Source organism: Bordetella genomosp. 11, from assembly GCF_002261215.1.
In the GTDB taxonomy this organism is placed as follows: domain Bacteria; phylum Pseudomonadota; class Gammaproteobacteria; order Burkholderiales; family Burkholderiaceae_B; genus Bordetella_C.
The window spans coordinates 1,340,858-1,365,257 of record NZ_NEVS01000004.1; the positions used below are offsets into that span (position 1 = coordinate 1,340,858).

Below are 24,400 nucleotides of genomic sequence, written 5' to 3' on the forward strand. Positions count from 1 at the left end.
AGGGATGACCACGGAACATGGCGGGGCGGCCAGGGCAGGCAAGGCCGAAGGTGTGGGCGCGCGGGTGCCGCGCAAGGAGGATGCGCGTCACCTGCACGGCAAGGGCAATTTCGTTGCCGACATGGCAATGCCCGGGCTGAGCGAGGTCGCGTTCCTGCGCAGCCCGCTGGCGCACGCGCGCATTGCCGCCGTGCGCACGGACGATAGCGTGGCCGGCTGCGTCATCCTGCGCCAGGACATGGCCGATTGCCGTGACATCGTCGCGGATTCGACACTGCCGACCTATCAATCCTCGGCGCAGCCGCCGCTGGCTGCCGGCAAGGTCCGCTTCGTCGGCGAGCCGGTCGCCATGGCGTTCGCGCCCAGCCGGGCGGAGGCCGAGGACGCCATCGAGCTTATCGATGTGGACTACGAGGATCTGCCCGTCTACGCCGATGTGTTCGCGGCCCAGTCCGCCACCGCCGAGTTCGTCCACGAGCAGTGGAGGGACAATGTCTTCGTGACGCTGAACGCCGACAGGGATTTCGACGCGCATGCGGGGCAGGCCGAGGTCGTCGTCAAAAGAAAGATGCGGCTGGCGCGTCAGTGCATGGTACCCATGGAGGGCAAGGCCGTCCTGGCCCACTGGGATCACCAGGCCGACCAGCTCGTGGTCTACAGCGCCACGCAGGTGCCTCACATGATCCGCACCATCCTGGCCGAATGCCTGGAACTGGACCAGGGGCAGGTTCGCGTCATTTCTCCCGACGTGGGCGGCGCCTTCGGCTACAAGTGCGTGCTGCAGCAGGAAGAGCTCTGCGTGGCCTGGCTGGCCAAGACGTACCGGCGACCCTTCCGCTTCATCGAGGACCGGCGCGAGCATCTGACGGCCGGCGCGAATTCCCGGGAACACCATTACGAGATGACGGCCTATGCCGACCGCCGTGGCAGGCTGCTGGCGCTGGACGCGCACGTGACGGTGGACGGTGGCGCGTATTCGGTGTGGCCCTTCACGATAGGCCTGGAGCCCGGCCAGGCGGTGGGCAACCTGCCGGGGCCCTATGCCTTCCGGGGCTATCGCTGCGTGACCCGCGCGGTGGCCACCAACAAGCCGGGCTTTGTGCCCTATCGCGGCGTGGCGCGCACGGGGGTGTGTTTCGCCATCGAATTGATGATGGACGCGATCGCCCGCGAAGTGGGACGCGAACCCTGGGAGGTCCGGTTGGAAAACCTGGTCCGGCCGGAACAGATGCCCTACGTCAACGTGACCAACAAGCATCTGGACAGCGGCGACTATCCCGCCAGCCTGCGCAAGGCGCTGGAGATGATAGATGCGGCGGGCGTGCGCGAGCGCCAGGAACGCGGCGAGCCCGACGGCCGCCTGATCGGGGTGGGCGTGGCCACCTATACGGAGCAGGCGGCGCACGGCACATCGGTCTTCGCCACCTGGGGCACGCCGGTGATTCCGGGATTCGACCAGGCCACCGCGCGTATCACGCCGGATGGCGGCCTGGAAGTGCGCGTCGGCGTACATTCGCACGGGCAGGGCATGGAGACGACGTTCGCGCAGATCGCCAACGAGATCCTCGGCATTCCGGTGGCGCGCATCAAGCTGCTGCATGGCGACACGGGCCAGACGCCGTATTCCACCGGTACCTATGCATCGCGCTCGCTGGTGATGTCCGGCGGCGCGGTATCCCAGGCCTGCAAACGGCTATTGCCGCGCGTGCTCCATATCGCGGCGCATCTGCTGGGCGTGCCGGCCGGGCAGGTGGCCGTCGGCGATGGCCGCTTCGCCGTGGCGGGGACGGCGGAGCGCGCGATCTCCATGCGCGAAGTCGCCGAAGCGTGGTACCTGAAGCCCCACCTGTTGCCCGCGGACGTCGATCCGCAGGGCCTGGAGGTGACGGTGGGCTACAAGCCGAAGGTCGATACCGGCTGCTTCACCTATGCGAGCCAGGCCGCCACGGTGGCCGTGGATCCCGCGACGGGCGGCGTGGAAATCCTGGATTACGTCGTGGTGGAAGACTGCGGCACGATGATCAATCCCATGGTGGTGGAAGGGCAGACCATCGGCGGCATCGCCCAAGGCATAGGTACGGCCTTCTATGAAGAAACGCCGTACGACGCCAACGGCCAGCCTTTGGCCTCGACGCTGGCCGATTACATGCTGCCGGGCCCGACGGAAGTCCCGCACATGCGTATCCATCACTTCGAAACCCCATCGCCCCACACGGAGTTCGGCGCCAAGGGCATGGGCGAGGGCGGTGCCATCGCGCCGCCGGCGGTGCTGTTCAATGCGGTGAACGATGCGCTGCGCGCGGTGGGGGCGGCCGAGCTGGCACAGACCCCTCTTACGCCTTATCGCGTGCTGCAGGCCATCGCGCAAGGCCGCCCGCGCGAGGAAACCGGCCAGGCCAAGGCAGCCTGAGACAGCGATGAAAGCAGCGAAATTCGACTACATGCGGCCGGCTTCGGTGGAACAGGCACTGGGCGCGCTGCGCGAGCATGCCGGCCAGGCCAAGCTGATGTCCGGCGGCCAGTCCCTGGGACCCATGCTGAACCTGCGCCTGGCCAGGCCAACGATGGTGATCGATATCTCCGGCCTGGAGGCCCTGCGCGGCGTGACCCGCGACGGCGATACGGTGCGCATCGGCGCGGCCGTCACGCATGCGGAGATCGAGGACGGCGTGCATGCGCCGCTGCGCGATTCGCCGATGCGCGAGGTGGCCGCCGGCATCGCCTATCGCGCGGTGCGCAACCGCGGCACCCTGGGCGGCAGCCTGGCCCACGCCGATCCGGCGGCCGACTGGGTGGTGGCGATGACCGCCCTGGGCGCCCGCATCGAACTGGCCGGCCCGCGGGGCGTGCGCCATGTCGCCGCGGATGCCTTGATGCAGGGCGCTTATACCGTTGACGTGCAGGAAGACGAACTGATACAGGCGGTCCACGTGCCGGTGGCCGGCAGCCGTGCCCGCTGGGGGTATTACAAGTTCTGCCGCAAGACCGGGGAATTTGCCGAGGCCAGCTGCGCGGCATGGTTCGATCCGGCCAGCGGCCAGGCGCGCATCGCGCTGGGCGCCCTGGATGGACCGCCGCGCCTGCTGTCCGGGCTGGCCGCGCGGGTCGCGCAGGGCGGCGCCGCCGCGATGGATGCCGCGGCGATCGCCCGCGAAGTGGCGCAAGCCATGCCGGACAAGGATGAACCGCATCGCCAGTTGCATGCCGCCGCGGTCGCGCGCTGCCTGGCACAGGCCACGGGCATAGGACAGCAATCATGACGCAAGTAACGCTGGAAGTGAACGGACGCCGCGTGGCCGAGGATGCGCCGGCCCGCATGCACCTGGGCGATTTCCTGCGCGACCGCCTGCGGCTGACCGGCACGCATCTGGGGTGCGAGCATGGGGTATGCGGTGCGTGCACCGTGCTGCTGGACGGCGCCCCGGTGCGTTCGTGCATTGCTTTTGCGGTCGCCTGCGAGGGCCGTCAGGTCACCACGATCGAGGGATACGACGCCGATCCGGTCATGGGCCGCCTGCGCGCGGCCTTTACGCGCCATCACGCGCTGCAGTGCGGGTACTGCACGCCCGGGATGCTGGCGACGGCGCGCGATATCGTGCTGCGCCTGCCTGACGCCGACGAGGCGCGGGTGCGCGTGGAGCTGTCGGGAAACCTGTGCCGCTGTACCGGCTATATGGGTATCGTCGCGGCGGTGATGTCGGTGTTGGCCGATTTGCGCGAGTCGCCCGACGCGGAGGTCCAGGGCCTGCGCGCGGCGGCGCGTCGCGGCTCGGCGGCCGGGCCGGCGGCGGCTGGCCCGACCGCGTTCGAGTCATACACGGCCACCGCCCCGGTCGAAGCGGCCGGCTTCGGCAGTGGTCCGGCGGCCGACACGGCATCCGCGCCGCCCGTGGCCGCGCGTGCCGCGGCCGCGCCGGCCGATACCCCGGCGGCGCACGGCGCGGGCAAGACCAACCAGATCGACGGCATGTTCGACGTACCGTTCCCGGCGGAGCGGGTATGGGCTTTCATGACGGACCTGCCGGCCGTGGCCGCCTGCCTGCCGGGGGCCGCCATCGAGGAACAGCAGGGCGATCGCGTGAAAGGCACGGTCTCGATCAAGTTCGGTCCGATGCGCGCGGCCTTCAACGGCGCCGCGCGGCTGGACCGCGACGATGCGGCGATGCGGGCGGTCCTGCGTGGTGCCGGCCAGGACTCATTGAGCCGGTCGCGGGCGAACGGCGATGTCGCCTATCGCGTCGAAGACCTGGGCGGCAATGCCGCGCGCGTGCGGGTCGAACTGGCCTATTCGCTGCAGGGGCCGCTGGCGCAGTTCTCGCGTTCGGGACTGGTGCGGGATTTCGTCGGCCGCATGATCGCGGACTTCGGCAGCAATGTCACGGCGCGCCTGTCCGGGACGGCGGACGCCCAGCCGGCACAGGCGTCGTTCAATGCGGCGGGCATGTTCTTTCACGTGCTGTGGGCGCGCATCAAGCGCTGGCTGGGGCGCGCGGGTTAGGCCCCGGCCGCGTATTCCGCCGGAACAGGATCATCCGGATCCGCGTGCCGTCGCAGGCGCGCGGGTCCATCACTCCAAGGGAATCTCATGCGGACAACCAAGCCATATGCATGGCGCCGGCTGTTGGCCGGCGCGGCCTTCCTGGCCCTCTGGGCGGCGGGAGGCGCCGCCGCGGCAGCCACGCCAACACCCCTGAAAGTACGCCTGGACTGGACGCCCTGGGGTGTACAGGCGCCTTTTCACCTGGCGCAGCAAAAGGGCTGGTACAAACAGGCGGGCCTGGACGTCACGCTGGAGGACGGCAACGGCTCGGTGACGACGGTGCAGATCGTCGGCTCCAGCGATGCCTTCGATGTGGGACACGCGGCGCTTGCGTCCATGATGATCGCCCGCGACAAGGGCCTGCCGGTCAAGGCAGTGGCCGTGTTCGCCCGGCAGAGCGACATCGGCCTGCTGGTGCCGGCGGATTCGGGCATCACCGGGCCGGGCGCGCTGAAGGGGCGGAAAGTCGCCTATACCGCGGGCTCCCTGGAGGCGCCCTTTATCGACGCTTTTCTGGCGGCGGGCGGGCTCAAGCGCGGCGACGTCGAACTGGTGAACGTGGACGCCGCCAGCAAGGCCTCGACCTATGCCGTCGGCAGGGCGGACGCGGCGTTCTCCACGATTCCCTTCTTCCTGCCCGTGGTATCGCAGAAACGTCCCTCGACCGCCGTGCGCTTCGCCGACTTCGGCCTGAACATGCCCAGCTTCGGCCTGTTCGCCAGCGAGGACAAGCTCCGGACCCGCGGCGATGCGATCGCGGCCTTCGCCAGCGTAACGGCGCGGGCGTGGGAATATATCCAGGCCGGACACCAGGACGAGGCCGTCGCGGCCATCATGGCGCAGCGGCCGCAGGCGCGCCTGGATCCGCAGGTGCTGCGCGGACAGATCGACGCCCTCCAAGCGTACTTCGGCAAACCGCCCGCGGGCGGCCGCATGGGCGTTCCGGTTCCGGACGATTGGACGCAGGCGGTGAAGACCTTGTCATCGGTGGGCCTGATCGGGGCCGGGGCCGATCCTGCCTCTTTTTATGTCCAGGGCCTCGTGCACCCCGAACGCTACGACGCCATGGTGGCCCAATGAACCGCTGGGCTGTATCGGCACGCGACGTCAGCAAGCGGTATCCGGGCGAGCGCGGAGTGCGCGCGCTGGATTCCATCTCCGTCGATCTGCCGCCAGGCCGATTCGTCAGCATCCTCGGGCCCAGCGGCTGCGGCAAAAGCACCTTCCTGCGCTGCGTCGCGGGCCTGGAAACCATCAGCGCGGGCGATCTGCGCGTGGAAGACCGGCCCGTGAAAGGCCCGCCGGATGGCATCGGCATGGTCTTCCAGCGCGATGCCCTGCTGGATTGGCGCAGCATCCGGCGCAACGTGCTGCTGCCCATCGAGTTCGCGCACAAGTCCGTCGCCGGCTACGCGGGCAAGGCCCGCGAACTTTTGGCATTGACCGGGTTGCAGGACTTCGCCGAGTGCTATCCCAGCGAACTGTCGGGTGGCATGCGCCAGCGCGCGGCGATCTGCCGGGCCCTGATCGACGATCCGCGCCTGTTGCTCATGGACGAGCCCTTCGGCGCGCTGGATGCATTGACGCGCGACCAGATGAACGTCGAGTTGCAGCGCATCTGGATGGAGACCCGCAATACGGTGCTGTTCGTGACCCACGGCATCGCCGAAGCGGTCTTCCTGGGCGATACGGTCATCGTGTTCTCGCCGCGCCCCGGCCGCATCGTGGAGACGCTGGAGATCGACCTGCCGCGGCCCCGGCCCCTGGCCGTGCGCGAGTCCGCGGAGTTCGGCGCCTATGTCCGCCACATCCGCGGCCTGTTCCAGGACATGGGCCTGATCGATGAGGGGCAGCGCGCATGAGACCGTCATCCCGCACACTGTTGCACGGGGCCGCCGGCGCCGGCTCGCTGGTCGCTTTCCTGGCGCTCTGGGAAGTGGCGGCGCGCCTGCTGCACATCAAGCCGATCATGCTTCCGCTGCCCTCGCAGATCGGCGTGGAGCTGGCTCACGACGCGGGCTGGTATGCCGGGCAGGCCGCCTATACGCTGATGACCACGCTGGCCGGTTTCGCGCTCTCGGTGCTGGGCGGCGTGGCCGTCGCGGTGATGCTGGTGGGCTCGCGATGGTTCGAAAGCGTGCTGCAGCCGCTGATCGTGGCATTGAACAGCGTACCCAAGGTGGCGGTCGCGCCGCTTTTCGTCATCTGGCTGGGCACGGGCGCCGAGCCGAAGATCGCCATCGCCTTCCTGATCGCCGTTTTCGCGGTCATCGTGGACACCGTGCACGGACTTCGCTCGGTGCCGCGCGACATCCTGGACCTGGGCCGCGTACTGAAGGGATCGCCGCGCGACTTCTTTTTCAAGGTCCGGCTGCCTTGCGCGCTGCCTTCCATCCTGGCGGGCATGAAGGTCGCGATCTCGCTGGCGCTGGTCGGCGCCATCGTCGGCGAGTTCGTTTCCTCGCAAAGCGGCCTGGGCTACGTGATCATGACGGCGCAGGGCACTTTCGATACCGTGCGGGTTTTCGCCGCGCTGTTCGTGCTGGCCTTCATCGGCCTGGCGCTGTTCGGCGCATTGGCCTGGGCCGAGCGCAAGGCGACACCGTGGCGGCGCCACGGCGAGGACCGCTGAACGCAGCGCGACAGAACACACACAAGGGGAACGCAATGACGGGGTTGATGGCCTTATCGCGTCTGATCGACGCGATAAACCTGCGCGTGGGCCGCGCGGTGACGTGGGTGACCTTGCTGGTGGTGTTGGTCAGCGCCGGCAACGCGGTGGTGCGCAAGGTCCTGCATACCAGTTCGAACGCGTGGCTGGAGCTGCAGTGGTATATGTTCGGGGCGATGTTCCTGTTGTCCGCGGGCTATACGCTGCTGAAGAACGAGCACGTGCGGGTGGACATCCTGTCCTCGCGCCTGTCGCGGCGCAAGCAGATCTGGATCGAGGTGTTCGGCGTGCTGTTTTTCCTGCTGCCGGCCTGCGTGCTGATCCTGGTGCTGTCTGAAGAACGAGCACGTGCGGGTGGACATCCTGTCCTCGCGCCTGTCGCGGCGCAAGCAGATCTGGATCGAGGTGTTCGGCGTGCTGTTTTTCCTGCTGCCGGCCTGCGTGCTGATCCTGGTGCTGTCCTGGCCGGTGTTCACCGAGTCGTGGCTGACCGGCGAGCAGTCCTCGAACTCGGGCGGGCTGGTGCGCTGGCCGGTCAAGCTGCTGATTCCGGTGGGCTTTGCGCTGCTGGTGCTGGCGGGGGTCGCGCATTTGATCAAGTGCGTGGCTTTCCTGCTGGGCCGCGGCGAGGACCCGCTGCGCCGCGAGGGCGCGCGCTCGGCCGAGGAAGAACTGGCCGAGGAAATCGCCCGCGAGGCGCAGGCCCGCGAGGCGGCGGCGCTGGCCGCGGCCGCGCGCGACGGGGGGCGCTGAGATGGACTTTTTCATCGCCAACCTGGCGCCCATCATGTTCGCCACCCTGGTGGTATTCCTGCTGCTGGGCTTTCCGGTGGCCTTCGCGTTGGCGGCCAACGGCATCCTGTTCGGGTTGGTCGGCATCGAGGCGGGCCTGCTGACGCCGGCGCTGTTCCAGGCGCTGCCGCAGCGGGTGTTCGGCATTATCTCCAACGACACGCTGCTGGCGGTGCCGTTCTTTACGCTGATGGGGCTGGTGCTGGAGCGATCCGGCATGGCCGAGGACCTGCTGGAGACCATCGGGCAGCTGTTCGGCACGGTACGCGGCGGCCTGGCCTTCGCGGTGGTGTTCGTCGGCGCGATGCTGGCGGCCACGACGGGCGTGGTGTCGGCGTCGGTGATCTCCATGGGGCTGATTTCGCTGCCCATCATGCTGCGCTACGGCTACGACCGGCGCCTGGCCAGCGGGGTGATCGCCGCCTCGGGCACGCTGTCGCAGATCATTCCGCCGTCGCTGGTGCTGATCATCCTGGCCGACCAGCTGGGCCGCTCGATCGGCGACATGTATCGCGCGGCGATGGTGCCGGGTTTCGTGCTGGCCGGGCTGTATGTCGTGTACGTGGCCATCATGTGCGTGATCAAGCCGGCCTCGGCGCCGGCGCTGCCCGAGGAGGCGCGGCGGTTTCGCGAATCCAACGGCACGCGCGGGGGCCGTTCGCTGCTGGTACTGATGGCGATTTCCGTGACGGTGGCCTGGGCGCTGGGCCAATGGATGGAGAACGACACGGCGCCGGCCGACGAGCGCATCGTGCTCAGCCTGCTGCTGTGGGGGCTGACGGCCTTCGTGATCGCCATCGTGAACAAGGTGCTGCGCCTGGGGCTGCTGTCGGCGCTGGCCGAGCGGGTGACCTTCGTGATGATCCCGCCGCTGTTCCTGATCTTCCTGGTGCTGGGCACGATCTTCATCGGCGTGGCCACGCCCACCGAGGGCGGGGCGATGGGCGCGGTCGGCGCCATCGCCATGGCGCTGGCGCGCCGGCGCCTGACGCTGGACCTGCTCAAGCAGGCGATGGACACCACCACCAAGCTGTCGTGCTTCGTGGTGTTCATCCTGGTGGGTTCGACGGTGTTCGGCCTGACCTTCCGGGGCGTGAACGGCGACCTATGGGTCGAGCACCTGCTGACCGGGCTGCCGGGCGGGCAGTGGGGGTTCCTGATCGTGGTCAGCGTGCTGACCTTCGTGCTGGCGTTCTTCCTGGACTTCTTCGAGCTGGCCTTCATCATCGTGCCGCTGCTCGGGCCGGTGGCCGAGAAGATGGGCATCGACCTGATCTGGTTCGGGGTGATCCTGGCGGTGAACATGCAGACCTCGTTCATGCATCCGCCGTTCGGCTTCGCGCTGTTCTACCTGCGGTCGGTCGCGCCCAAGGATCCCTACCGGGACAAGGTCACCGGGCGCACCATCGCGCCGGTGACTACCGGGCAGATCTACCGGGGTTCAATCCCCTTTATTGTGATCCAGCTTGTCATGGTTGCCGCCGTGATGCTGTTCCCCGCGCTGGTCATGCATTACAAGGCGGACGTATCCAAGGTGGACGCCAGTTCCGTCCGGATAGAGGTCCAGGGAGGCTACGGCGACAGCCCCTATGGCGGGGACGGAGACAATGGCGCGGGGGTATTCAAGTAGGGCGGCCGTCGGCGGGGCGGCCCCCCGCCGGGCTTCGGCGGGCGGTCGAATGCCCGCCGCCTCGGCCGTTTAATATAACCATATCGGATTTGCTTATAACTAGAATACGAAATAGCGATTTTTCTCCGGTCGTGGTCCTCCGTATGATCGCTCCCCAAATGGCCGGCATCTGCGTGCCGGTCCAGCCATTGCATAAGGAGGCGCGGCATGGAGCACGGGCACCGCACGCAGCGCGAGAATCTCGAAGTCAAGACGACCACCTGTTACATGTGCGCCTGCCGCTGCGGCATCCGCGTCCACCTGCGGGACGGTGAAGTCCGCTATATCGACGGCAATCCTGAGCATCCCCTGAACCAGGGGGTGATCTGCGCCAAGGGCTCGTCCGGCATCATGAAGCAGTACTCGCCGGCCCGGCTGACGCAGCCCTTGCGGCGCAAGCCGGGTGCTGAACGCGGCACGGCGGAATTCGAGCCGATTTCGTGGGAGGAGGCCCTGTCGCTGCTGGAAACCCGGCTGGCTCATCTGCGCGCCACGGACCCCCGGCGCTTCGCGCTGTTTACCGGCCGCGACCAGATGCAGGCGCTGACCGGGCTGTTCGCCAAGCAATTCGGCACGCCCAACTACGCGGCGCATGGCGGCTTCTGCTCGGCCAATATGGCCGCGGGCATGATCTATACGATAGGCGGCTCGTTCTGGGAATTCGGCGGCCCCGACCTGGACCGCGCCCGGCTGTTCCTGATGATAGGCACGGCCGAGGACCACCATTCCAACCCGCTGAAGATCGCGATATCCAAGTTCAAGCGCGCCGGCGGCCGCTTCATCGCGATCAACCCGGTGCGCACCGGCTACGCGGCGGTCGCCGACGAATGGATTCCCATCCGTCCCGGTACCGACGGCGCGTTATTCATGGCGCTGATCCACGAACTGATCGCCCAGGACGCCTACGATCACGAATTCGTTTCCCGTTACACCAACGCCGGCGAGCTGATCGACCTGCGCGAGGACAGCGAGACCTCGGGCCTGTTCGTCCAGGATGCGGCCAGCCCGGAGGTCAACGCGCTGTTCCCGCAGAACCGCATGTGGTGGGACAAGCACAGCAACCGCCCGGTCGTGAATCATGCCGCCGGCGCCGAGCCGGCGCTGGACGGGCAGTATGTACTGGACGATGGTACGCCGGTGGCGCCGTCCTTCACCCGGCTGCGCGAGCGCGCCGCATCCTGTACGCCGGAATGGGCCGCGGAAATCACCGGTATCCCCGCGGAGACCATCCGCCGCCTGGCCGGCGAGTTGATCCAGGTCTCGCGCGAGCAGAAGATCCAGTTGCCCATACGCTGGACCGACGCCTGGGGCGTCACGCATGAATCCGTGCGGGGCGCGCCCATCGCTTTCCACGCCATGCGGGGCCTGGCGGCGCATTCCAACGGCTTCCAGAGCATCCGCGCGATGTCCATCCTGATGACGCTGCTGGGTACCATCGACACCCCGGGCGGCTTCCGGCATAAGGCGCCGTACCCGCGCGCCGTGCCGCCGTCCGCCAAGCCGCCCAACAAGGCCAGCGACGTGCAGCCGAATACGCCGTTGCCCAACGGGCCGCTGGGCTGGCCCGCGGCGCCGGAAGACCTGTTCATCGACGAGCAGGGCGGGCCGGTGCGGATCGATAAGGCGTTCTCCTGGGAATATCCGCTGGCCGTCCACGGCCTGATGCACAGCGTCATCACCAATGCATGGCGCGGCGATCCCTATCCCATCGATACCCTGATGATTTTCATGGCCAACATGGCCTGGAATTCATCGATGAACACGGTCGAGACGCGCCGGATGCTGACTGACAAGCGCGAGGACGGGGAATACAAGATTCCCTTCCTCGTCGTTTGCGACGCGTTCCAGTCGGAGATGACGGCATTCGCCGACCTGATCCTGCCGGACACCACCTATCTGGAACGGCACGACGCCATGTCGATGCTGGACCGGCCTATCTCCGAATTCGACGGCCCGGTGGATTCCGTCCGTATTCCCGTGGTCCCGCCGACCGGGGAATGCCGGCCCTTCCAGGAAGTCATCGTCGAACTGGCTAGCCGCCTGAAGCTTCCCGCCTTCACGCGGCCGGACGGTACGCCCAAGTTCAGCGGCTACAAGGATTTCATCGTCAATTTCCAGACGGCGCCGGATTCCGGCGTGGGGTTCCTGATCGGCTGGCGCGGCAAGGACGGCGACAAGGCCCTGGTGGGCGAGCCCAATCCCCACCAGTGGGAAAAGTATGCCGAGAACAATTGCTTCTATCACCATGTCCTGCCCGAAGAGATGCAGTACATGCGCAACTGCAACGGCCCCTACCTGAAGTGGTCGGTGGAAACGGGCATGCGCAAGTTCGGCACCCCGATCGTGATGCAGCTGTATTCGGAAGTCATGCAGAAATTCCGCCTGGCCGCGCAAGGCAAGACGCGCGGACGCCAGCCGCCGGACCATCTGCGCGCACGCGTGGAACGCTATTTCGATCCCGTGCCTTTCTGGTACGAGCCCATCGAAAGCGGCGTTACCGACTCCCAGGCCTTCCCATTGGCCGCGGTCACCCAGCGCCCGATGGCGATGTATCACTCCTGGGATTCGCAGAACGCCTGGCTGCGGCAGATCCATGGCGAAAACTACCTGATGGTCAATCCGCGCACCGCCGCGGCACAGGGGATCGAGGACGGCGGCTGGATCTACGTCGAATCGCCCTGGGGCAAGGTGCGATGCATGGCCCGCTACAGCGAGGCGGTGGAGCCCGGCACGGTGTGGACCTGGAACGCCATCGGCAAGGCCGCCGGCGCATGGAACCTGGGGCCTGACGCGAACGAATCGCGCCGCGGCTTCCTGCTGAATCATCTGATCACCGACGAACTGCCCGGCGGCACGGACGGCGTGCCTGGCCGGGTGTCCAATTCCGATCCCATCACGGGCCAGGCCGGCTGGTACGACCTGCGCGTGCGGATCTATCCGGCCGAAGCCGACGCGGATTTCACGTTGCCGCAATTCGCGCCCATGAAGCCCTTGCCCGGATCCATGAATATCGTGACCCGGGTGGTGCAGACCTATTTCGCCGGCAAGGGCGAGTTCCTGGCCCGCCTGCGTGGCGCGGCGCCGAACAAAAGCAAGGAAACGACATGACCCAGATGGCACTGGTGATCGATCTGAACGTCTGCGTGGGCTGCCACGCCTGCGTGACCAGCTGCAAGGAATGGAATACATCGGGCGAGGCCGGGAGCCTGGCCGATGAACGCGCCTACGATGCGGATCCGAGCGGCAACTTCTTCAACCGCGTCCAGACCTACGAGGCCGGCGAGTTCCCGCTGACCGACACGATCCATTTCCCCAAGTCCTGCCTGCACTGCGAGGATCCGCCGTGCGTGCCGGTCTGTCCGACCGGCGCCAGCTACAAGCGCGAATCCGATGGCCTGGTGCTGGTCGACTACGACAAATGCATAGGCTGCAATTACTGCGCATGGGCCTGTCCCTACGGCGCGCGCGAACTCGATCCGCAGCGCAAGGAAATGACCAAGTGCACCCTGTGTTCCGATCGCATCGACAATCAGGCCCTGCCGGAACGCGACCGCAAACCGGCCTGCGTGCTGGCCTGTCCGACCTCGGCGCGCCTGTTCGGCGATATCCACGATCCGGACTCGGAAGTGTCGCAAGCCATCCGCGAACGCGGCGGGTATCAGCTGATGCCGGAATGGGACACGAAGCCGGCGAACCATTATTTGCCGCGACGCAAGACCGAAGCGCAGGGCTGCGGGTCTTCGTCCTGCGGCTGCGGATCGGCCGCCGCGTCCGCGCCCGGCGGCAATATCGAGACACAGCTGGAGCGCGGGCAACTGGACCTGGCGGCCGCCGCTTCGCCGCGTTGACCGGCCTGCCCCGCGGGCCGTGGCGCCGATGCGGCGCCTACCTTTCGTTCGATGATGATTTGCTGACGGGCGCCCGTGCCAAGGCGCGGCGTCCATAAAGACAAGGAGTATCCATGCGGCCACCATTTTCGGTCGTGTTTTTGACCACGCTTTGCGGCGCTGCCCAGGGCTTGCTGATCGCCCTCGTGGCGATGCAGCTCGCCGCTTCCCAGGGCGGCCTGGCAATGCCGCCACCGGCGTTTTTCGTCGCCGGGGCCGGCGTGTCCCTGGTGCTGGGCGCGCTGGGCCTGTTGGCATCCTTCTTCCACCTGGGGCATCCGGAACGCGCGTGGCGCGCCGTCAGCATGTGGCGCACGTCGTGGCTGTCGCGCGAGTGCCTGGCCGTGCCTTTCTTCCTGCTGGTGACCTTCCTGTACGGCCTGGCCCATCTCATGGCGCCGCGTTATTCACTGGCCATCGGCATTGTGGGCGTATGCGCGGCGGCCGTGCTGTTCCTGTGTACCGCCATGATCTATGCCTGCCTGCGTTTCCTGCAGGAATGGGCCAGCCCCTTCACCCTGGTGAACTTCGTGCTGCTGGGATGCGCGTCCGGCTTCACGCTGGCCGCGCTGCTCGCCGCGGTAACCTATCCGCCCTTGGTCACGGTGCTGGGGCCCTGTGCCTGCATCCTGATCGCCGCTGGCTGCATGTCGCGCATGGCATCGCTGGCGCGCAACGCGCGTCTCTATCCCAAATCGACACTGCAAAGCGCCACCGGCATCCGCTCTGACAAACTGGTGCAGAAGTCGCAGGGGTTCACCTCCAGCTCCTTCAATATGCGCGAGTTTTTCCACGGAAAGAGCCCGGCCATGCTGGCCACGGTGAAGACGGGGTTCGTACTGGGGGCCTTCGTCGTGCCCTTTATCCTGGTCATGTTCGCGTCGTCCCTGGCTACGCCCGTGGCCATCCTGCTGGCCGCTTTCGTGATCCAGTACCTGGGCCTGCTGGCCGAGCGCTGGTTCTTCTTTGCCGAGGCCCGGCATCCTCAGAACCTGTATTACCAGCGGGCGGCTTAAAAGGGCTCGCGGGACGGGGGGATCTCGCAAGAGGTCTCGCGGGCAGAGAGGATCTTGCAGGTTGGCGGGATCTTGCAGGGGCAACAGGGGCTTGCAGGGCCACGGGACTTGCAGGGCGAAAGAGCTTGCAGGGCGGAGGGGCGTTCCAGGGCGGCATGTACATTCCGGCCTCGGCGGCATAGCATTTGCGGGACAGGCCGCTTTTGCCGTGCCGTGAGGAGGCCACCATGAGTCGCATGCAAGCCTATCGTATCCACCGCTTCGGCGGCCCGGAAGTGCTGCAGGAAGAATGGGTGACCGTGCCCGAGCCAGCGCGGAACGAAGGCCTGATCCGCGTCAAGGCGGCCAGTTTGAACCCCGTCGACGTCAAGACGCGGGAAGGCAAGTACCCGTTGGTACGCGCCGATCGATTGCCGTACATCCTGGGCCGGGATTGCGCCGGCATCCTGGAGGAAACCCGGCAGCGCCTGCCCGGCATCGAGCCCGGCGATGCGGTATACGCCTTTGTCGGCCAGGGGCAGGGCGCCTACGCCGAGTACGTGACGGTGCCGCTGGAAGGCATCGCGCGCAAACCCCTGTCGCTGGACTTCGTTACCGCGGCGGCGGTGCCGCTGGCCGGTTTGACGGCATGGCAGGGTATTTTCGACCACGGTGGGCTCAAGCCGGGGCAGTGCCTGCTGATCCACGGCGCCGCGGGCGGGGTCGGCCATTTTGCCCTGCAGTTCGCCAAAGCCAAGGGGGCCGAGGTCATCGCCACGGCGTCCGGCGACGCCGCCGAATTCCTGCGCTCGCTGGGCGCGGACCGCGTGATCGACTACAAGACCCAGGATTTCGAGAAAGAAGTCCGGGCGGTCGACGTCGTGTTCGACCTTATCGGCGGTGATACGCAAGAACGGTCCTGGAATGTGCTGAAGGACGGCGGCGCGCTGGTTTCTACCTTGAACGAGCCCTCCCAGGAGCGGGCGAAGCAGAAAAACGCTCGCGCCGCCCGCTACACCGCACGGCCCGACGGACGGCAACTGGCGGAGATCGCCGACCTGATCGATCGGGAGAAGGTACGCGTGCACGTCAGCCGGGTCTTTGAGTTCTCCCAGATAGAGCGCGCGCAGCGCCAACTGCAGGAAGGACACAACCGCGGGAAATTGGTCGTGACCCTGGCGGCGCGGGCGGACCAGGACACCAACGCAGGGTAGCCGTTTCCTGGGATCGTATATTTCGGCGACCTCGCTGGTAACGCATCCGGCGATCAACACCGTTCCGTTTTCAGGGCCGCTATTCCGCTGTCAGGTTGGCGGCTTGGATGACGGTCTGCCACTTGCCTATCTCGGCATCGATGAAGCGGCCGAACGCTTCTGGTGAGTTGTCGCCGGCAGGTACTGTGTAGCCTCGGTCGGCATAGGCGTTTTGAAGATCGGCGCGGGTCAATGCCTTGTTCAGCGCTGCATTGAGCCTGGCCACGATTGCAGGCGGCGTACCAGCGGGCGCCATCAAGCCGAACCAGGAGTCCACCTCGAAGTCGGTAAGGCCAGCCGTCGCGATTGCGGGGATTTCGGGAGCAAACGTCGTGCGCCGGGCGGCCGTGACGCCGATGGCACGCAACTTCCCGCTGCGAATATGGGGCAGGGCCGATGGCAGATTATCGAACATTGAATCGACCTGTCCGCCCAGCAATGCATTGAGCGCCGGTCCCCCGCCCCGATATGGAACGTGCAGAATATCCGTGCCGGTGCGCACTTTGAACAGATCACAAGACAAATGAATGGAAGACCCTATGCCCGACGACGCGCACGTAAGTTTTCCTGGGTTTTCCCTGGCATAGGCGATGTATTCACGTACGTTCGAAATGGGCAAACCCTCCTTGATCACCAGGACATTGGTGACATTGGCGATACGGCCTACCGGCGTGAAATCGCGGACGAAGTCGTAGTTCAGGGTGCGGAAGAGCGTTCGATTTATCGTGTTGGCGACCGTGCCGACATACAACGTATAGCCATCGGCCGCCGAGCGGGCGACCGACTCAGCACCGACATTGCTGCTGGCGCCGCTTTTGTTTTCAACCACCAGGGGTTGCCCCAGGTCTTCGGATATCGAACGTGCAATCAGCCTGGCTATCGTGTCCGTCGCGCCGCCCGGCCCGTAGCCCACTACCAGCGTAATGGGGCTTTGCGGATACGTGTCCGGTGGGATGCTCCACGCGGAAGAGGATGCTGGAAGCATGCCCCCCAGCAGGATGGCGGCCAATCTGCGCACACGGCTTCTGTACATCATGGGACTCCTTTCGTTCTGAAATTCAGGTACAGCGCGCCGGCCAGCCGGCGCGTGGGCTCCAATGCTATGGAGCCGATCGACAAGGGCCGGAAAATGCGCAGAATTGAGACACATCCCACAGATCCGAATGCGATCTTTCACCACCATCTTCAACGGCGCGATCCGTATGCAGGCATCGTGGCTCGCTACCGTCCGATCTTGCGCCGGATCAGCGATGCAACGGGTGATTCCGTTTTCCTGGTTGCGCGACGGGGCAGCGAATCGTTATGCGTGCATCGGGAGGTTGGACGTTATCCGGTGCAGGTGCTCGTCGTTACCAAAGGGCACAGGCAACCGCTGGGCGTCGGCGCAGCGGGGCTTGCCTTGCTGGCGTCACTGCCCGCGGACCAGGCGGAAAGCGTCATAGAGAAGAATCGGCCCGATCTGGTCCTTTACGGGGACATGACCGCATTGCAATTGGCGGGATTGGTGGAGGAAACCCGGCGGCGCGGCTGGGCTTCGCTGGGAAACACGGCAGTGCCTGGGGCGCTAGGTGTCGGTATGGCCTGGCGGGAGGCCGGCGGTCGGATCAGGCTTGCGGTCAGCGTGGCGAGTGTCGTTGACCGGATGCCCTTGCATCGCCAGCAGCGGATCGTCGATTTGTTGAGAACCCAATTGGGATTGCGGAATACACTCCCCGCCATGACCCCATTCCCGGCCACTGCTTCGGGGCATTTCGACCTGGCCGGACCGGACATCGCCATATGAAGCCAGAGTTATCCCAGGAAACGATAAGCCAGTTGATCGACGAAGCAGGAACGCGGCAATCGCTGGACATTCTGTTCGCCGCGCTCTTGTCCTTCATCCCCTTCGAGATGGTGTCGGTGCTGGTGTATCGGGGCAGGGGGCGACCCGTCGCGCTGTATGACGATTTCAAGGAAACGGCATATCGGCGCGGGCTGGACAACTATCTGCGCCACTCCTACGTATTGAATCCGTGCTACCAGGCCTATCTGGGTGGGCTGCGGTCGGGCGTGATGCGCATACGGGATCTGGTTTCCACCGGCCACAGGCCTTCAGCCGGTCCAACGGCAGGCGGTCAGGCCGGCGATCCCATGCGGCAGGCCGGCGTGCCGGTGGCAATGTCGGAACAAGAGGAGATCGGCTACGTCACGCTGGGCTGGCCGCTCAACCGCGAAGAAATATTGGCGTTGGCGCCGCTGCGGGAAGACGCGGTGGCGGAAGTCGGCCTGCTCCGTCCGCGCGCAAGCGGTGGCTTCAGCGACGTGCACATCCATTGCCTGAGGGAGCTGCATCCGGTCATCGCCGCCGTGATACGGCGCTACTGGGTCGGGCACGGCGGCATGACGGGTACGCCGCCCGACAGCCACATCGATGCCGCTTTCGACAATTTCGGCAAGCCGGAATTGAGTGCGCGCGAAGCGGAAGTCATACGGATGGTATTGCAGGGGCATTCATCGGAGTCCATCGGCCTGCACCTGGGAATTTCGGTCACGACGGTCAAGACGCATCGCAAGAATGCCTATGCCAAGCTGAAGATTTCGACCCAGTCGGAATTGCTGTCTTTGTTCCTGCACACGCTGGAGCGTCGCTGACGAATCGCGCTGCCGCACGCCGTTTACGCTAACGGGCATGCAGGCACGAACCTGTTGCGCCTCCTCCCCGGGGAGGATGTTCCGGCGGCCTCGTTCGCGACATGATCGCGGTTTCATCGAGAGCCCTGGAGGGATGCCGTGAAGTACACGCGGATGGCGCTGGAAGCGGAATCGCCGGAGGAATTCGGCTATGGCCGGATCCGGAACAATCTATCGGAAAGCGCGATACCCGATCGCAAGCTGGGGGAATTCGGGCTGGATCTTTCGGACCTGACGCTGTGCTATGGCGAGCACCGTGGCGACCCCGCGCTGCGCGGGCAGATCGCAAGGCACAGCGGCAGCGCGGATATCGGGCCGGAAGACATCCTGGTGTGTGCCGGCGCGGCGACTGCTTTGTTCGTCGTCGCCACCTCGCTGCTGACACCGCAGGCGCACCTGGTCGTGGTGCGGCCCAACTACGCGACCAATATCGAGACGCCCAAGGCGATCGGCTGCGGCATCAGCTATGTCGATCTGTCCTTCGAGAGCGGTTTCAGGACGGACATCGATGCCATCGAACGCGCGATACGGCCCGACACGGCGTATATCAGCGTGACCTGCCCGCATAACCCTACCGGCACCATGATGTCCTGGGACGACTTGTTGCGCCTGGACGGCATCGCACGCCGGCACGGCTGCCTGGTGCTGGTGGACGAAACCTATCGTGACCTGAGCTATGCAGAGCCATACCCGACCGCGGCCAGCATCAGCGAACGTTTTGTCTCGGTGTCTTCGCTATCCAAGGCCTACGGAACGCCGGGAATCCGGACCGGCTGGCTTATCACCCGCGACCGTACCCTGTACGAGCGCTTCCTGGCCGCGAAGGAACAGATCGGCATCTGCGGGTCCGTGCTGGATGAAGCCGTGGGCGCGGCGGTCCTGGCCCAGCGCGACAGCTGGCTGGCGCGAAGCAACCCGCGCAACCTGCGGCATCGCGACATCGTGCGCGACTGGATGGCAGGCGAGCCCTATATGGAATGGGTGGAACCCGCCGGCGGCGTGGTCTGCTTCCCCCGCTTGAAGGTCGATGCGTCGTTCGATCTCGACCGCTTCTACCGCAGCCTGCTGGAGACGCACGGAACCTATGTCGGGCCGGGCCATTGGTTCGACATGCCGCGTCACTACATGCGCATCGGCTTCGCGTGGTTGGGCGAACAGCAGTTGCGCGACGGGTTGACGGCCATTTCCTCGGCCATACGAGAGCAAATGCCGGAAAGCGGGGGGTGAGCGATGCACGGCGATCCGGATCGCGGCCATCGAACGGGAAGCGCGCCCGGCCGTATTCTGCCCGCCGCGCCGCGGCATCATGGCGAATGGCTGGCGCTTTGGCGGGCCTATCTGGACTTCTACGGCGTGCAGCTGCGCGATGAAGTCACCCGGGCGACCTGGGCGCGAGTGTCCGGGTCCGGCGGCGACCATTGCTGCCTGGTCCACGAGGATGCGGCGGGCCGGGCGACAGGATTCGTGATCTATCTGTTCCATCGCGCCAGCTGGACCGACGGCTGGAATTGCTGCATCGAGGATCTCTACGTGGCGCCCGCGGCGCGCGGCAGCGGTACCGGGCGCGCATTGATGGAAGCCGCGATCGCCGCCGCCCGGGACCGGGACGCGTATCGCGTGTATTGGCAGACCGACCGCGACAATGCCGCCGCGCGCCGCCTGTACGACCGGCTGGCCGAGGCGGCCGACGTCGTCCAATACCGGGTTGGGCCAACCTAGGTACGGCAGCCCGGGACAACGGTATCATCGTGCTTTTCCGGGCCGGCATGCCATCGGCCCGGCCCGCTGCACAGGAAGGAGATCCCATGGCCGTTGCCCAACCCGAAGCCAGCCGTTACGGCGGCGGTTTCCGACGTATTGCCGCTGCCAGCCTGCTGGCGCTGGCCCTGGTCGGCGCGCGCGCCGATGCCGCGAATGGCGGCGCCAGCGGGCTGCATGACAATTTTTTCTGGTTGGGCCAGTTCAACAAGGCTTCCATTGTGATGACGGTGGAGCAGGGCATCGTCCCGCGCGATATCGGGCAGAAGACGGCGCGGGCGATCGCCCAGGTGATCGCGGAAGGCGATAAGCCGGGCGGCAAGCGGCCCGGGGATTATCTGCAGCTGGAGCCGCTGATCGTCAAAATCGCCGGCCCGGACGCCACGCGGATGCATTCGGGGCGCAGCCGCCAGGATATCCTGGCGACCACGCGACGCGTCATGCTGCGCGACCGCCTGCTGGATCTGTACGAGGCGCTGAACCAGGCGCATGCGTCGGTCAACGCGCTGGCGGAAAAGTACGCCGATGCCATCGTGCCGGCCTACACCAATGGCGTGCAAGCCCAGCCGACCACCTATGGCCACTACCTGCTGGCGTTTTCCAGCGTGCTGGACCGGGATGCCGCCCGGGTGCGCGAGGCCTATGCCCGGGTCAACCTCAGCCCCATGGGGGCCGCCGCGCTGGGCACCTCCAGCTTCCCCATCGACCGTAAGCGCCTGGCCGACCTGCTCGGGTTCGACGGCGTGGTCGACAACTCCTACGATGCCGCGCAGTTCTCGCAGATCGACGTCGGCGCGGAAGCCGCCAGCCTGGCCAGCACGATGGCGCTGAGCGTGGGCGCTTTCGTCCAGGATGTGCATACGCAATACCACCAGCCTAAGCCCTGGCTGATGCTGACCGAGGGCAAGTTGACCGGCACCAGCAGCATCATGCCGCAGAAGCGCAATCCCTACGCGCTGAACGATGTGCGCCTGGCGGCCAGCGAAACCGTGGGCGATGCGATGACGGCCCTGGTCGTGGCGCATAACGTGACGCCCGGCATGCCGGATTACAAGCGCGGGCAGGCCCAGGATGCCCTGGATGCCGCCACCGATATGTACCTGAAGCTGGACGATATGCTGGGCGGGCTGGTGCTGAACCGCGAGCGCGCGCTGGCCGAAGTCGATGCCGATTATTCCACCACCACGGAACTGGCCGATGTGCTGCAGCGGGACGCCAATGTGCCGTTCCGCATCGGCCATCATTTCGCGTCTGAGCTGGTCACCTATGGCCGGCAGAACAATCTGAAGCCCGCGGATATCCCCTATGCGGAGGCACAGCGCATCTACGCGGCGGCCGGCAAGGCCAACGGCACCGAGAACGCCAAGCTGCCGCTGGACGAGGCCCGCTTCCGCCAGGTGCTGACGGCGCAGAACATGATTGCCTCCAGCAAGGGCCAGGGCGGCCCGCAGCCTGCCGAGGTATCGCGCATGCTGGCCGAGGCCAAACAGCGCCTGGCGGCCGACACCGCCTGGGTGCAAAGCGCCCGCGATCGCCTGACGGCGGCGCAGGACAACCTGGATCGCGCGTTCGACAACGTGGCGAATCCGTTGCCGGCGAAGAAGTAGGCAGGCTTACACGGAACGGGCGATGCGGTCGCGCAGCCATTGATGGGCCGGGTCGCGATGGACGCGTTCGTGCCACAGCATCATCATGTCGAAGCCGGGCAGCTCCAGGGGAGGTTCGACGGCTTGCAGCGCGGGATTGCCGCGCATCAGGCGGGACGGCACCATCGCGACCAGGTCGGTGCCGGCCAGGGCTGAAACCAGGAACAGGAAGTGGGGCACGGATAGCGCAACCCGCCGCGCCATGCCTCGTTCAGCCAGTGCGCTGTCGGTCACGCCCTGGAAGCCGCCGCCATCCGACGACACGATGGCGTGATCCAGCCGGCGGAACTGTTCCAGGCTTGGACGACGCTTCAGCCGCGGGTGTCCCCGGCGCCCGGCCAACACATAACGTTCGGTGAACAGCAGCCTGCTGCGCAGGCCCGGCGGGGCCTCCTCGCCGATATGGAAGGCCAGATCCAGGTCCCGTTCGGCCTGGCGGGCCAATGCCGGCGGAATCAATTGAAGCACCGCCAGGCGCGTGCCCGGCGCTTCTTCGCGCAGCCCCGCCAGCGCGGGCAGGACGATGGTGGATTCCGCGTAATCCGAAGCCATGACGCGCCAGGTCTGGCGTGCCCGCGCAGGGTCGAAAGGCTCCGATGGCGCCACGGCCTGGCGCAGCGCTTCCAATGCCAGCCGCAGCGGCTCACGCAGCTCTTCGGCCCGGCGGGTAGGACGCATGCCTCGCGGCCCCGGCAGCAAAAGGGGGTCGCCGAAGATTTCGCGCAACCTGGCCAACTGGATGCTGACCGTGGGCTGCGCCAGGTGCAGGCGCGCGGCCGCGCGGGTCACATTGTGTTCGGTAAGGAGTGCGTCCAGCGTGACCAGCAGATTCAGGTCGACGCGGCGCAGGAAATTGTCCATGGCAATACCTGGAATTCCGAGAATTCATTTCTACTATAGCTTGGACAGCTCTATCTTTCCTGCATCCACGATGGAGCGTCTTCCCATGAATGTGTTTATCGTTTTTGCCCACCCCGAACCGCGTTCGTTGAATGGCGCGGTAAGGGACTTCGCCGTCCGTCACTTGCGTCGCGCGGGCCACGAGGTCCGCGTCTCCGACCTTTATGCCATGGGCTGGAAGTCCGAGCTGGATGCGGATGACAACCTGGTCCGGATGCCGGGCCAGCGCTTCGATCCTTCCATGGATTCCAGCCGCGCATACGCCAACGGCACGCAACGCGAGGACATCGCCCGCGAGCAGGAAAAGCTGCGTTGGGCGGATGTCGTCATCCTGCAGTTTCCGCTGTGGTGGTTTTCGATGCCGGCCATCCTGAAGGGCTGGGTGGATCGGGTATATGCCTGCGGCTTCGCGTATGGCGTGGGCGAGCACTCGGACACGCATTGGGGCGACCGCTATGGCGAGGGCACGCTGGCCGGCAAGCGGGCGATGTTGCTGGTGACAGCGGGCGGGTGGGAGTCGCACTACGAACCGCGCGGCATCAATGGCCCCATCGACGACATCCTGTTCCCCATCCAGCATGGCATCCTGTACTTCCCGGGTTTCGATGTCCTGCCGCCCCACGTCATCTACCGCACCGACCGCATCGACGAGGCCGGTTTCACGCGGGTCTGCGAAGCGCTGGGCGAGCGGCTGGACAGCCTACGGGAGACCGCCCCCATTCCTTTCCGCAAGCAGAATGGCGGGGACTATGTCATCCCGGCGCTGACGCTGCGGCCGGACCTGGCACCCGGCCGGTCCGGCTTCGGCATCCATGTCGATCAGCGGTCGGCGTCGCCGCGCGATTCCCAGAACACCACGCGGTGATGCAGGCGGCGCATCAGCATCGAACCAACCAGGCCGATGACGGCTAGCAGCACGACGCCCGCGAACATGGTGGACAGGCTCATGCTGACCGAAGCCGAGGCGATCAGATAGCCCAGGCCCTCTTGCGCGGACAGGAATTCGCCGACCACGGCGCCGATCAGCGCCATTGCCACGCCTATCTGCAAGCCCGAGAAGATGTCGCCGGCCGCCGCTGGCAGCTTCACGTGCAGCAGCAGATAGCCGCGGCTGGCGGAAAACGCGCGGCAGGCATCGAGGAGTTCCGTATCGGTGCGCTTGATGCCGTTGATCGTATTGACGAATAGCGGAAAGAAGCACACCAGCGCCACCAGCACCACCTTGGACGACATGCCGAAGCCGAACCACACCAGGATGATGGGGCCCAGCGCGACCTTGGGCATGGCCTGCAGGCCGACCAGCAGCGGATACAGGAAGCGCTCGAAGGTGCGCGATTCCGCCAGCAGGGCGCCCAGCAGCACGGCCAGTCCGCAGCCGATGGCATAGCCGGCCAGGGATTCCGCCAGTGTGGCCCGGATATGGGGCCACAGGCTGCCGCTGGCGAAGCCGTCGTACAGGGCGCCGAACACCGCGCCGGGCGGCGGCAGCAGATAGTCGGGAATGGCGAACGCGCGGATGGACCAATGCCATGCCGCGATCAGCACGGCGAGGCTGATCAATGGATAGAGGACGGACGTAAGGTCTAGGCGTTTCAGCATGGATAGGATGCGGGCATCGG

The 24,400-nt window shown here is 66.3% G+C and carries 20 protein-coding genes and 2 pseudogenes; 19 read left to right on the plus strand and 3 right to left on the minus strand.

The window, feature by feature from the left end; translation table 11 throughout:
• Positions 1-4: 4 nt before the first annotated feature.
• The 13 genes and pseudogenes from CAL28_RS13655 to CAL28_RS13715 all read left to right on the plus strand — a co-directional run bounded on the left by CAL28_RS13655 (position 5) and on the right by CAL28_RS13715 (position 15,768).
• Positions 5-2,410, plus strand: a complete 2,406-nt coding sequence (locus CAL28_RS13655; RefSeq protein WP_094841890.1) for a xanthine dehydrogenase family protein molybdopterin-binding subunit — start codon at positions 5-7, stop codon at positions 2,408-2,410.
• A 7-nt stretch (positions 2,411-2,417) separates the two neighbouring features.
• Complete coding sequence (locus CAL28_RS13660) at positions 2,418-3,260, plus strand: FAD binding domain-containing protein (protein ID WP_094841891.1); 843 nt, start codon at positions 2,418-2,420, stop codon at positions 3,258-3,260.
• On the plus strand, positions 3,257-4,498 hold the full coding sequence (locus CAL28_RS13665; RefSeq protein WP_094841892.1) for a xanthine dehydrogenase family Fe-S subunit: 1,242 nt from the start codon (positions 3,257-3,259) through the stop codon (positions 4,496-4,498). The genes CAL28_RS13660 and CAL28_RS13665 overlap by 4 nt, the downstream gene beginning before the upstream one ends.
• 87 nt (positions 4,499-4,585) lie before the next feature.
• Positions 4,586-5,620, plus strand: a complete 1,035-nt coding sequence (locus CAL28_RS13670) for an ABC transporter substrate-binding protein (RefSeq protein ID WP_094841893.1) — start codon at positions 4,586-4,588, stop codon at positions 5,618-5,620.
• On the plus strand, positions 5,617-6,402 hold the full coding sequence (locus CAL28_RS13675) for an ABC transporter ATP-binding protein (protein WP_094841894.1): 786 nt from the start codon (positions 5,617-5,619) through the stop codon (positions 6,400-6,402). Before CAL28_RS13670 ends, CAL28_RS13675 begins: the two co-directional genes overlap by 4 nt.
• On the plus strand, positions 6,399-7,172 hold the full coding sequence (locus CAL28_RS13680; protein WP_094841895.1) for an ABC transporter permease: 774 nt from the start codon (positions 6,399-6,401) through the stop codon (positions 7,170-7,172). The genes CAL28_RS13675 and CAL28_RS13680 overlap by 4 nt, the downstream gene beginning before the upstream one ends.
• A gap of 35 nt (positions 7,173-7,207) precedes the next feature.
• A pseudogene (locus CAL28_RS30310) lies at positions 7,208-7,528 on the plus strand (TRAP transporter small permease subunit); the annotation flags it as partial.
• A 16-nt stretch (positions 7,529-7,544) separates the two neighbouring features.
• A pseudogene (locus tag CAL28_RS13690) lies at positions 7,545-7,964 on the plus strand (TRAP transporter small permease subunit); the annotation flags it as partial.
• Between the two features lies 1 nt (position 7,965).
• Positions 7,966-9,633 (plus strand): TRAP transporter large permease, encoded by a 1,668-nt coding sequence (locus tag CAL28_RS13695; protein ID WP_094841896.1) that lies wholly within the window; start codon positions 7,966-7,968, stop codon positions 9,631-9,633.
• A gap of 207 nt (positions 9,634-9,840) precedes the next feature.
• Complete coding sequence (locus tag CAL28_RS13700) at positions 9,841-12,780, plus strand: molybdopterin oxidoreductase family protein (RefSeq protein WP_094841897.1); 2,940 nt, start codon at positions 9,841-9,843, stop codon at positions 12,778-12,780.
• The gene (locus tag CAL28_RS13705) at positions 12,777-13,520 is read left to right on the plus strand and encodes a 4Fe-4S dicluster domain-containing protein (protein ID WP_094841898.1); all 744 of its coding nucleotides are present in this window, start codon (positions 12,777-12,779) and stop codon (positions 13,518-13,520) included. The genes CAL28_RS13700 and CAL28_RS13705 overlap by 4 nt, the downstream gene beginning before the upstream one ends.
• Positions 13,521-13,633: 113 nt before the next feature.
• A complete protein-coding gene (locus CAL28_RS13710; protein ID WP_094841899.1) occupies positions 13,634-14,575 on the plus strand; it encodes a dimethyl sulfoxide reductase anchor subunit family protein in 942 nt (313 codons plus the stop codon).
• Positions 14,576-14,802: 227 nt separating this feature from the next.
• Positions 14,803-15,768 (plus strand): NADP-dependent oxidoreductase, encoded by a 966-nt coding sequence (locus tag CAL28_RS13715; RefSeq protein WP_094841900.1) that lies wholly within the window; start codon positions 14,803-14,805, stop codon positions 15,766-15,768.
• A 79-nt stretch (positions 15,769-15,847) separates the two neighbouring features.
• Here CAL28_RS13715 and CAL28_RS13720 read toward each other — a convergent pair whose 3' ends face one another.
• The gene (locus tag CAL28_RS13720) at positions 15,848-16,843 is read right to left on the minus strand and encodes a tripartite tricarboxylate transporter substrate binding protein (protein ID WP_369597670.1); all 996 of its coding nucleotides are present in this window, start codon (positions 16,841-16,843) and stop codon (positions 15,848-15,850) included.
• A gap of 66 nt (positions 16,844-16,909) precedes the next feature.
• Here CAL28_RS13720 and CAL28_RS13725 point away from each other — a divergent pair, with 66 nt between their 5' ends.
• From CAL28_RS13725 to CAL28_RS13745, 5 genes are all read left to right on the plus strand, one after another.
• The gene (locus CAL28_RS13725; protein ID WP_094841902.1) at positions 16,910-17,590 is read left to right on the plus strand and encodes an IclR family transcriptional regulator domain-containing protein; all 681 of its coding nucleotides are present in this window, start codon (positions 16,910-16,912) and stop codon (positions 17,588-17,590) included.
• The gene (locus tag CAL28_RS13730; RefSeq protein WP_094841903.1) at positions 17,587-18,438 is read left to right on the plus strand and encodes a helix-turn-helix transcriptional regulator; all 852 of its coding nucleotides are present in this window, start codon (positions 17,587-17,589) and stop codon (positions 18,436-18,438) included. The genes CAL28_RS13725 and CAL28_RS13730 overlap by 4 nt, the downstream gene beginning before the upstream one ends.
• Positions 18,439-18,576: 138 nt before the next feature.
• Positions 18,577-19,704 (plus strand): aminotransferase class I/II-fold pyridoxal phosphate-dependent enzyme, encoded by a 1,128-nt coding sequence (locus CAL28_RS13735; RefSeq protein WP_094841904.1) that lies wholly within the window; start codon positions 18,577-18,579, stop codon positions 19,702-19,704.
• Positions 19,705-19,707: 3 nt separating this feature from the next.
• Complete coding sequence (locus tag CAL28_RS13740) at positions 19,708-20,196, plus strand: GNAT family N-acetyltransferase (protein WP_094841905.1); 489 nt, start codon at positions 19,708-19,710, stop codon at positions 20,194-20,196.
• Between the two features lie 86 nt (positions 20,197-20,282).
• A complete protein-coding gene (locus CAL28_RS13745; protein WP_094841906.1) occupies positions 20,283-21,842 on the plus strand; it encodes an argininosuccinate lyase in 1,560 nt (519 codons plus the stop codon).
• 6 nt (positions 21,843-21,848) lie between these two features.
• Here CAL28_RS13745 and CAL28_RS13750 read toward each other — a convergent pair whose 3' ends face one another.
• Positions 21,849-22,742, minus strand: coding sequence for a LysR family transcriptional regulator (locus CAL28_RS13750; protein WP_094841907.1), 894 nt, complete (start codon positions 22,740-22,742; stop codon positions 21,849-21,851).
• 85 nt (positions 22,743-22,827) lie between these two features.
• On the opposite strand from CAL28_RS13750, the gene CAL28_RS13755 reads away from it, so the two are divergent.
• Positions 22,828-23,646: an NAD(P)H-dependent oxidoreductase gene (locus tag CAL28_RS13755; RefSeq protein ID WP_176463985.1), complete on the plus strand. Its 819-nt coding sequence runs from the start codon at positions 22,828-22,830 to the stop codon at positions 23,644-23,646.
• On the opposite strand, the gene CAL28_RS13760 is transcribed toward CAL28_RS13755, so the two are convergent.
• Entirely contained in the window at positions 23,601-24,380 is a 780-nt protein-coding gene (locus CAL28_RS13760) for an ABC transporter permease (protein WP_094841909.1), read from the minus strand. The genes CAL28_RS13755 and CAL28_RS13760 overlap by 46 nt on opposite strands.
• Between the last annotated feature and the right edge of the window lie 20 nt (positions 24,381-24,400).

What these genes read in the sequence shown, in the direction of transcription:
- CAL28_RS13720 (WP_369597670.1), bottom strand. Translation starts at nt 16,843, where the DNA reads ATGATGTACAGAAGCCGTGTGCGCAGATTGGCCGCCATCCTGCTGGGG.
- CAL28_RS13715 (WP_094841900.1), top strand. Translation starts at nt 14,803, where the DNA reads ATGAGTCGCATGCAAGCCTATCGTATCCACCGCTTCGGCGGCCCGGAA.
- CAL28_RS13760 (WP_094841909.1), bottom strand. Translation starts at nt 24,380, where the DNA reads ATGCTGAAACGCCTAGACCTTACGTCCGTCCTCTATCCATTGATCAGC.
- CAL28_RS13725 (WP_094841902.1), top strand. Translation starts at nt 16,910, where the DNA reads ATGGAGCCGATCGACAAGGGCCGGAAAATGCGCAGAATTGAGACACAT.
- CAL28_RS13680 (WP_094841895.1), top strand. Translation starts at nt 6,399, where the DNA reads ATGAGACCGTCATCCCGCACACTGTTGCACGGGGCCGCCGGCGCCGGC.
- CAL28_RS13755 (WP_176463985.1), top strand. Translation starts at nt 22,828, where the DNA reads ATGAATGTGTTTATCGTTTTTGCCCACCCCGAACCGCGTTCGTTGAAT.
- CAL28_RS13705 (WP_094841898.1), top strand. Translation starts at nt 12,777, where the DNA reads ATGACCCAGATGGCACTGGTGATCGATCTGAACGTCTGCGTGGGCTGC.
- CAL28_RS13730 (WP_094841903.1), top strand. Translation starts at nt 17,587, where the DNA reads ATGAAGCCAGAGTTATCCCAGGAAACGATAAGCCAGTTGATCGACGAA.
- CAL28_RS13670 (WP_094841893.1), top strand. Translation starts at nt 4,586, where the DNA reads ATGCGGACAACCAAGCCATATGCATGGCGCCGGCTGTTGGCCGGCGCG.
- CAL28_RS13655 (WP_094841890.1), top strand. Translation starts at nt 5, where the DNA reads ATGACCACGGAACATGGCGGGGCGGCCAGGGCAGGCAAGGCCGAAGGT.
- CAL28_RS13750 (WP_094841907.1), bottom strand. Translation starts at nt 22,742, where the DNA reads ATGGACAATTTCCTGCGCCGCGTCGACCTGAATCTGCTGGTCACGCTG.
- CAL28_RS13695 (WP_094841896.1), top strand. Translation starts at nt 7,966, where the DNA reads ATGGACTTTTTCATCGCCAACCTGGCGCCCATCATGTTCGCCACCCTG.
- CAL28_RS13660 (WP_094841891.1), top strand. Translation starts at nt 2,418, where the DNA reads ATGAAAGCAGCGAAATTCGACTACATGCGGCCGGCTTCGGTGGAACAG.
- CAL28_RS13665 (WP_094841892.1), top strand. Translation starts at nt 3,257, where the DNA reads ATGACGCAAGTAACGCTGGAAGTGAACGGACGCCGCGTGGCCGAGGAT.
- CAL28_RS13700 (WP_094841897.1), top strand. Translation starts at nt 9,841, where the DNA reads ATGGAGCACGGGCACCGCACGCAGCGCGAGAATCTCGAAGTCAAGACG.
- CAL28_RS13675 (WP_094841894.1), top strand. Translation starts at nt 5,617, where the DNA reads ATGAACCGCTGGGCTGTATCGGCACGCGACGTCAGCAAGCGGTATCCG.
- CAL28_RS13740 (WP_094841905.1), top strand. Translation starts at nt 19,708, where the DNA reads ATGCACGGCGATCCGGATCGCGGCCATCGAACGGGAAGCGCGCCCGGC.
- CAL28_RS13710 (WP_094841899.1), top strand. Translation starts at nt 13,634, where the DNA reads ATGCGGCCACCATTTTCGGTCGTGTTTTTGACCACGCTTTGCGGCGCT.
- CAL28_RS13745 (WP_094841906.1), top strand. Translation starts at nt 20,283, where the DNA reads ATGGCCGTTGCCCAACCCGAAGCCAGCCGTTACGGCGGCGGTTTCCGA.